The sequence below is a fragment of the Streptomyces geranii genome, assembly GCF_002954775.1.
GTDB classification, from domain to species: domain Bacteria; phylum Actinomycetota; class Actinomycetes; order Streptomycetales; family Streptomycetaceae; genus Streptomyces; species Streptomyces geranii.
The window spans coordinates 1-5,491 of the sequence record NZ_PJME01000102.1; the positions used below are offsets into that span (position 1 = coordinate 1).

General features: G+C 69.3%; 5 protein-coding genes and 1 rRNA gene. 2 read left to right on the plus strand and 4 right to left on the minus strand.

The features are described from left to right. Nucleotides 1–83 (minus strand): 16S ribosomal RNA (locus tag CW359_RS44785); the annotation flags it as partial. A 798-nt stretch (nucleotides 84–881) separates the two neighbouring features. Here CW359_RS44785 and trpS point away from each other — a divergent pair. Further along, the gene (gene trpS / locus CW359_RS44795; RefSeq protein WP_105976022.1) at nucleotides 882–1,910 is read left to right on the plus strand and encodes a tryptophan--tRNA ligase; all 1,029 of its coding nucleotides are present in this window, start codon (nucleotides 882–884) and stop codon (nucleotides 1,908–1,910) included. Nucleotides 1,911–1,929: 19 nt separating this feature from the next. Here trpS and proC read toward each other — a convergent pair whose 3' ends face one another. From proC to CW359_RS44810, 3 genes are all read right to left on the minus strand, one after another. Beyond that, nucleotides 1,930–2,742: a pyrroline-5-carboxylate reductase gene (proC, locus tag CW359_RS44800; protein WP_105976023.1), complete on the minus strand. Its 813-nt coding sequence runs from the start codon at nucleotides 2,740–2,742 to the stop codon at nucleotides 1,930–1,932. Nucleotides 2,743–2,871: 129 nt separating this feature from the next. Further along, the gene (locus CW359_RS44805; RefSeq protein ID WP_105976024.1) at nucleotides 2,872–3,684 is read right to left on the minus strand and encodes an ABC transporter permease; all 813 of its coding nucleotides are present in this window, start codon (nucleotides 3,682–3,684) and stop codon (nucleotides 2,872–2,874) included. After that, nucleotides 3,681–4,475 (minus strand): ABC transporter ATP-binding protein, encoded by a 795-nt coding sequence (locus tag CW359_RS44810; RefSeq protein WP_105976025.1) that lies wholly within the window; start codon nucleotides 4,473–4,475, stop codon nucleotides 3,681–3,683. Before CW359_RS44810 ends, CW359_RS44805 begins: the two co-directional genes overlap by 4 nt. 299 nt (nucleotides 4,476–4,774) lie before the next feature. Here CW359_RS44810 and CW359_RS44815 point away from each other — a divergent pair. Next, the coding region (locus tag CW359_RS44815; protein ID WP_198655624.1) for a SulP family inorganic anion transporter at nucleotides 4,775–5,491 on the plus strand (717 nt) is incomplete at its 3' end.

Genomic DNA, 5,491 nt, shown 5'->3' on the forward strand with positions numbered 1-5,491 from the left:
CCGAAGCGGGTTCATCGTTCGACTTGCATGTGTTAAGCACGCCGCCAGCGTTCGTCCTGAGCCAGGATCAAACTCTCCGTGAATGATTACCCGTAATCGGGTGCACACCACGAGAGCGGAACAGTCAGGCGGAATAAGCCCGACCGTTCACAGCGTCCTCGCTGTGTTTACTGCATCAAAGGAACCTCGACCACCACACAATGCGGTGGACGGGGTATCAACATATCTGGCGTTGATTTTTGGCACGCTGTTGAGTTCTCAAGGAACGGACGCTTCCTTCGTACTCACCCAAGAGACTCTCTCAGGCTTTCCTCCGGGCAGTTTCCCTTCGGCCTTTCAGATCCTACTGTCTTGCTGTCTTGCGTTTCCGACTCTATCAGATCCTTTCGGGCCTGATTCCCAGTCAGCGGGTTTCGCCTTCCCGGCTGTTGGGCCGTTCCGACGAGTGAGACTTTAGCGGATTCCGTGCTCCCGAGCTAATCGGGGGCTGCGTCCTTTCGAACGCGGATTCCTCATTTCGCGAATACGCATGCCAATGACATGCCAAGGGCACGACGACAGGTCGTCGGCCATTGCTGGGTACCTGCGGAATGGCTGTCCGGGGACCGACCGGGGTCGGCGCTCACGTCGGACAACTCGGAGAACACTACGTAGGCGTCTGGAGTGTGTCAACTCGGTGTCGGCGGGGCACCCTGCGGCGTACTCTCGTGCCCATGACTACGCGTACGTGCACCCAGCAGTGGTGGGCCGCCTGACGGCGGCCGTACACACGTATGTACTCAACGGCCGCCGCCTCGGCGGCCGTTGTTGTTTCTCCCTCCTGAGGGGTCGGCCGGCCGGGTGCGGTGGTCTCGACCGGGAGTTCAGGAGATGGGGAAGAGATGACACGGGTCTTCAGTGGGGTCAAGCCGACCGGGCATCTGACGCTGGGGAACTACCTGGGAGCCATGCGGCGGTGGGCCGCGGTGGACCAGCACCGGGCCGACTCGCTGTTCTGCATCGTCGATCTGCACGCGCTGACCGTGGACCACGATCCCGCGCGCGTACGTCGGCTCAGTCGGCAGGCGGCCACGCTGTTGCTGGCCTCGGGGCTCGATCCGGAGCTGTGCAGCGTCTTCGTACAGAGTCACGTGGACGAGCACACGCGGCTGTCGTACGTGCTGGAGTGTGTCGCCTCCGACGGGGAGATGCGGCGGATGATCCAGTACAAGGAGAAAGCCGTGCGGGAGCGGTCACGGGGTGGGAGTGTGCGGCTGTCCTTGCTGACGTATCCCGTGCTGATGGCGGCGGACATCCTGGCCTACGGGGCCGACGAGGTGCCGGTCGGGGACGATCAGGCTCAGCATGTCGAGCTGACCCGGGATCTGGCCGTGCGGTTCAACCAGCGGTACGGGCAGACGTTCGTGGTGCCGCGGGCCACGCGGCCGGCGGTGGGGGCGCGGGTCATGAATCTGCAGGAGCCGGCGTCGAAGATGGGGAAGAGCGAGGACGTCGGGCCGGGGATCGTCTATCTGCTCGATGAGCCCGATGTGGTCAGGCGGAAGGTCATGCGGGCTGTCACCGACAGCGGGCGGGGTGTCGAGTACGACCCGCAGGGGCGGCCCGGTGTCGCGAATCTGCTGGAGATTCTGGCCGCCTGTACGGGTGGGGATCCGGTGGAGTTGGGTGGCGGTGGTGCGTACGGGTCTTACGGGGAATTGAAGCGGGACACCGCTGAGGCCGTGGTCGAGGTGTTGCGGCCCCTGCGGGAGCGGCACAAGGAGTTGTGTGCCGATCCCGCGTTCGTGGAGGGCGTGCTGCGGGACGGGGCCGAGCGGGCTCGGGGGCTGGCCCGGCCCACCGTCGATGCCGCCTATCGGGCGATCGGGCTGCTCCCCGCCGGGACCGTGGTGCCTACCGGGGCTCGTTAGGGGCCCGCTGCCGCCGGTGTCAGGTGTTGTTGCCCGAGGCCAGGGCTCGACTGCGGTCCCGGGCGGCTTCCAGGGCGGCGATCAGGGCGGCTCGTACGCCGTGGTTCTCCAGTTCGCGGATGGCGTTGATCGTGGTGCCCGCGGGGGAGGTGACGTTCTCGCGGAGCTTCACGGGGTGTTCGCCGCTGTCGCGGAGCATCACGGCGGCGCCGATCGCGGACTGGACGATCAGGTCGTGGGCCTTGTCGCGGGGCAGGCCGAGCAGGATGCCGGCGTCCGTCATGGCCTCGACCAGGTAGAAGAAGTACGCCGGGCCCGAGCCCGAGAGCGCCGTGCAGGCGTCCTGCTGGGACTCGGGGACCCGGAGGGTCTTGCCGACCGCGCCGAAGATCTCCTCGGTGTGGGCGAGGTGGGCGGCGGTGGCGTGGCTGCCGGCCGAGATGACCGACATGGCCTCGTCGACCAGGGCCGGGGTGTTCGTCATGACGCGGACGACCGGGGTACCGGTGGCGAGGCGGGCCTCGAAGAAGGAGGTCGGGATGCCGGCCGCGCCGCTGATGATCAGGCGGTCGGCGGGGACGTGGGGGGCGAGTTCGTCGAGGAGGGTGCCCATGTCCTGCGGTTTGACCGTGAGGATCAGGGTGTCGGCGGTCTTCGCGGCCTCCGGGTTGGTGACCGGGGTGACGCCGTAGCGGGTACGGAGTTCCTCAGCCCGTTCCGGGCGGCGGGCGGTGACCAGGAGGTCGGCCGGGGCCCAGCCCGCCCGGATCATTCCGCTGAGCAGGGCCTCGCCGATCTTGCCGGTGCCTAGGACTGCGACTTTCTGGGCCATGGTGCGGTGTCCTCCGGAGGTTGCGTCGTCCGGGGTCATCCTCCCATCGGGCGGTGGGGGGTGGGGTGGTTGTCCGGTGGGCGGGATGCCCAGTGGGATGTCTTGAGATATCTGGGATGTCTTGAATGTCTAAGGGGTGCGGCGGCGGAGGGTTGCCGCGCCCAGGGTGAGGACCAGGAGGGCGCAGGCCGCGACGATCAGGGTGTCCCGTACGAAGTTCGCGGTGATGTCCGTGTGGGTGAGGACCTCGTTCATGCCGTCCACGGCGTAGGACATGGGGAGGACGTCCGAGATGGCCTCCAGGACCGGGTGCATGTTGTCGCGGGGAGTGAAGAGGCCGCAGAGGAGCAGCTGGGGGAAGATCACCGCCGGCATGAACTGGACCGCCTGGAACTCCGACGACGCGAAGGCCGAGACGAAGAGGCCCAGGGCGGTGCCCAGGAGGGCGTCGAGGAGGGCCACCAGGAGGAGGAGCCAGGGGGAGCCGGTCACGTCGAGGCCCAGGAGCCAGACGGCGAGGCCGGTGGCGAGGGCCGACTGGATGATCGCCAGGACTCCGAAGGCCAGGGCGTAGCCCGCGATGAGGTCGCCCTTGCCGAGGGGCATGGCCAGGAGGCGTTCGAGGGTGCCCGAGGTGCGTTCGCGGAGAGTGGCGATCGAGGTGACCAGGAACATCGTGATGAGCGGGAAGATCCCGAGGAGCGAGGCGCCGATGCCGTCGAACGTGCGCTCGCTGCCGTCGAAGACGTAGCGGAGGAGGAGCAGGAGCAGGCTCGGGAGCACGATCAGCATCACGATCGTGCGGGGGTCGTGGCGGAGCTGGGACAGCACCCGGGCGGCGGTGGCCAGCGTGCGGGAGGGGTTCAGGGCGGCCGTCGACGTGGGGACGGGCGCGGGGGCAGGGGTGGGGGCGGGCGCGGGGGTCGGCGTGGTCGTGGTCACTGGGGTTGCTTCCTCTTCGTGTTCGGCTGCGGCTTCTTCGCCTCGTCCACCAGGTGCAGGAAGGCCTCTTCCACCGTCTCCGCGCCGGTGCGGGTGCGCAGGGCGTCGGGGGTGTCGTCGGCCAGGAGTTCGCCGTCGCGCATGAGGAGGAGGCGGTGGCAGCGTTCGGCCTCGTCCATGACGTGGGAGGAGATGAGGAACGTCGCTCCCCGCGTCGACGCGATGGTGTGGAAGAGCGCCCACAGGTCGCGGCGCAGTACGGGGTCCAGGCCGACCGTCGGTTCGTCCAGGACCAGGAGTTCGGGGGCGCCGAGGAGGGCGACGGCCAGGGAGACGCGGCTGCGCTGGCCGCCGGAGAGGTTGCCCACGAGGGCGTCGGCGCGGGTGGTGAGGTCCACGTCTGCGATGGCGCGGGTGACGTTCTCCTGGCGGCGGTCGGCGGCTGCGCGGCCGGGGTCGAGGACGGCGGCGAAGTAGGCGAGGTTCTGCCGGACCGTCAGGTCGTCGTAGACCGAGGGGGCCTGCGTCACGTAGCCGATCCGGCTGCGGAGGGTGGCGTGGCCGGCGGGCTGCCCGAGCACCTCCAGGGTGCCGGTGACCTTGGCCTGGGTGCCGACGATCGCCCGCATGAGGGTCGATTTTCCGCAGCCGGAGGGGCCGAGGAGGCCGGTGATCTGGCCGCGCGGGACGGTGAAGTCGAGGGCGTGCAGGACCTTTCGGGTGCCTCGTACGACGGTGAGGTCTTGGGCTCGGACGGCCCTCTCCGGTGGAGAGGCGCTGTAATTCATCATGTGATGAATAATGCTCCCGGGCGGGGAGGCCGTCAAGGCGGTTCGTCGCGGCGGTTCGTGGCGGCGGCTTGCGGCGGCTTGGCGGGCCGACGGGGCCCGATGGGGGCGCAGGCGCGTGGTGGGGTGATCGGAGGGGGAGCGTCCGGTTCGGGTGACTCCGGGGGCTTCCTTTGACTCCGGTTCCCGGGCGGGGGCCGTGCGAAGGGGGTGTCCTGTTCGTCCGGCTTGCCGACAATGGATGTCATTCGCCGTGCACTGCTTCCGCTCGCTTTCCGTTCGTCGCCGGAGGTGCGTTCGTCATGCGCTTGTTCCTGTTCGCGCTGCCGCTGTGCGTCGGCGTCGCCGTCGCCTCCGGGGTGCCCGCCGAACTGGGGCTGGTCACCGGGATCGTCGGGGCGCTGGTCGCGGGGCTGCTGCCCGGCAGCGGCCTTCGGGTGAGCGGGCCGGCGGCGGGGCTGGTCGTCCTCGTCTACGAGGCAGTGCGAGCGTACGGGCTCGCGGTACTCGGCGTGATCGTGCTCGCCGCCGGGCTGGTGCAGCTCGCGCTCGGGGCGTTACGGCTCGGGCGCTGGTTCCGGGCCGTGTCCGTGGCGGTCGTCCAGGGGATGCTCGCCGGGATCGGGATCGTGCTGGTCGCAGGACAGCTGTACGCCATGGGCGAGGTGAGCGCACCCGCGGGTGCGCTGGGAAAGGTGGGCGGGCTGCTCGCGCTTCCCGGTGCCGCCGATGCCGTGGCGCTGGCCGTCGGGGGCGGCACCGTGGTCGTACTGCTGCTGTGGCGGTGCTGGGGGTGGGGGGCGCGGCTGCTGCCCGGGGCGTTCGTCGCGGTGGCGCTGGCGGCTGGGGTGACCTGGGTGTTCGACCTGGACGTGCGGCGGGTCGAGGTGCGGGGGTTGTCGGCCGTCGTACGGCTGCCCGAGGCGGCGGATTTCGGGCGGCTCGGGGAGGTGGGGGTGCTCGGGACGGTGGTCGCCTTCGCCTTGATCGCTTCGGCGCAGTCGGTGTTCGGGGCGGGG

Coding starts and splice junctions, on each gene's coding strand:
- trpS (WP_105976022.1), top strand. CDS start 882: ATGACACGGGTCTTCAGTGGGGTCAAGCCGACCGGGCATCTGACGCTG.
- proC (WP_105976023.1), bottom strand. CDS start 2,742: ATGGCCCAGAAAGTCGCAGTCCTAGGCACCGGCAAGATCGGCGAGGCC.
- CW359_RS44810 (WP_105976025.1), bottom strand. CDS start 4,475: ATGATGAATTACAGCGCCTCTCCACCGGAGAGGGCCGTCCGAGCCCAA.